We start from the raw sequence: 1688 nt of genomic DNA, 5'->3' as shown, positions 1-1688 counted from the left end.
CACCGAAGCTGCGGCTGCATACTTTGTATGCGGGGTAGGGGAGCGTTCTGTAAGCCTGCGAAGGTGTGTTGAGAAGCATGCTGGAGGTATCAGAAGTGCGAATGCTGACATGAGTAACGACAATGCGGGTGAAAAACCCGCACGCCGGAAGACCAAGGGTTCCTGCGCAACGCTAATCGGCGCAGGGTGAGTCGGCCCCTAAGGCGAGACCGAAAGGTGTAGTCGATGGGAAACGGGTTAATATTCCCGTACCTTGGATAGCTGCGATGGAGAGACGGAGAAGGCTAGGTGAGCCGGGCGACGGTTGCCCCGGTTTAAGCATGTAGGGAGTGGACTTAGGCAAATCCGGGTCCACAATCCCGAGACGCGACGACGAGTGCCCAAGGGCGCGAAGTCATTGATGCCCTGCTTCCAGGAAAATCTTCTAAGCTTCAGGCTATTCGAGACCGTACCCCAAACCGACACAGGTGGTCAGGTAGAGAATACCAAGGCGCTTGAGAGAACTCGGGTAAAGGAACTAGGCAAAATGGTGCCGTAACTTCGGGAGAAGGCACGCCGGTGTGTACGTGAAGCCCCTGCGGGTGGAGCGGAAGCCGGTCGAAGATACCAGGCCCCTGCGACTGTTTATTAAAAACACAGCACTCTGCAAACACGAAAGTGGACGTATAGGGTGTGACGCCTGCCCGGTGCCGGAAGGTTAATTGATGGGGTTAGCATTCGTGCGAAGCTCTTGATCGAAGCCCCGGTAAACGGCGGCCGTAACTATAACGGTCCTAAGGTAGCGAAATTCCTTGTCGGGTAAGTTCCGACCTGCACGAATGGCGTAACGATGGGGGCGCTGTCTCTACCCGAGACTCAGTGAAATTGAAATCGCCGTGAAGATGCGGTGTATCCGCGGCTAGACGGAAAGACCCCGTGAACCTTTACTATAGCTTCACAGTGAACTTTGAGCATGCTTGTGTAGGATAGCTGGGAGGCTTTGAAACCGGGACGCCAGTTCCGGTGGAGCCAACCTTGAAATACCAGCCTGGCATGTTTGAGGTTCTAACTCTGGCCCCTTATCGGGGTTGAGGACACTGTGTGGTGGGTAGTTTGACTGGGGCGGTCTCCTCCCAAAGCGTAACGGAGGAGCACAAAGGTGGGCTAAGCACGGTCGGACATCGTGCGGTTAGTGTAATGGCACAAGCCCGCTTGACTGCGAGACAGACACGTCGAGCAGGTACGAAAGTAGGTCATAGTGATCCGGTGGTTCTGTATGGAAGGGCCATCGCTCAACGGATAAAAGGTACTCCGGGGATAACAGGCTGATACCGCCCAAGAGTTCACATCGACGGCGGTGTTTGGCACCTCGATGTCGGCTCATCACATCCTGGGGCTGAAGCCGGTCCCAAGGGTATGGCTGTTCGCCATTTAAAGTGGTACGCGAGCTGGGTTTAGAACGTCGTGAGACAGTTCGGTCCCTATCTGCCGTGGACGTTGGAGATTTGAGGAAAGCTGCTCCTAGTACGAGAGGACCGGAGTGGACGAACCTCTGGTGTTCGGGTTGTCACGCCAGTGGCATTGCCCGGTAGCTATGTTCGGACAGGATAACCGCTGAAAGCATCTAAGCGGGAAGCCCCTTCCAAGATGAGATCTCCCCGAGGCCTCGAGCCTCCTGAAGAGCCGTTCAAGACCAGGACGTTGATAGG

1 rRNA gene is annotated in these 1688 nt (G+C 55.6%); it reads left to right on the top strand.

Going from position 1 to position 1688, the window contains the following annotated elements:
• Nucleotides 1–1688 (top strand): 23S ribosomal RNA (locus ACSSVV_RS20920); the annotation flags it as partial.

It is taken from the genome of Marinobacter sp. MBR-105 (assembly GCF_053628895.1).
The sequence above is the reverse complement of the archived record's forward strand: the minus strand, read 5'-3'. Positions and strand labels throughout refer to the sequence as shown.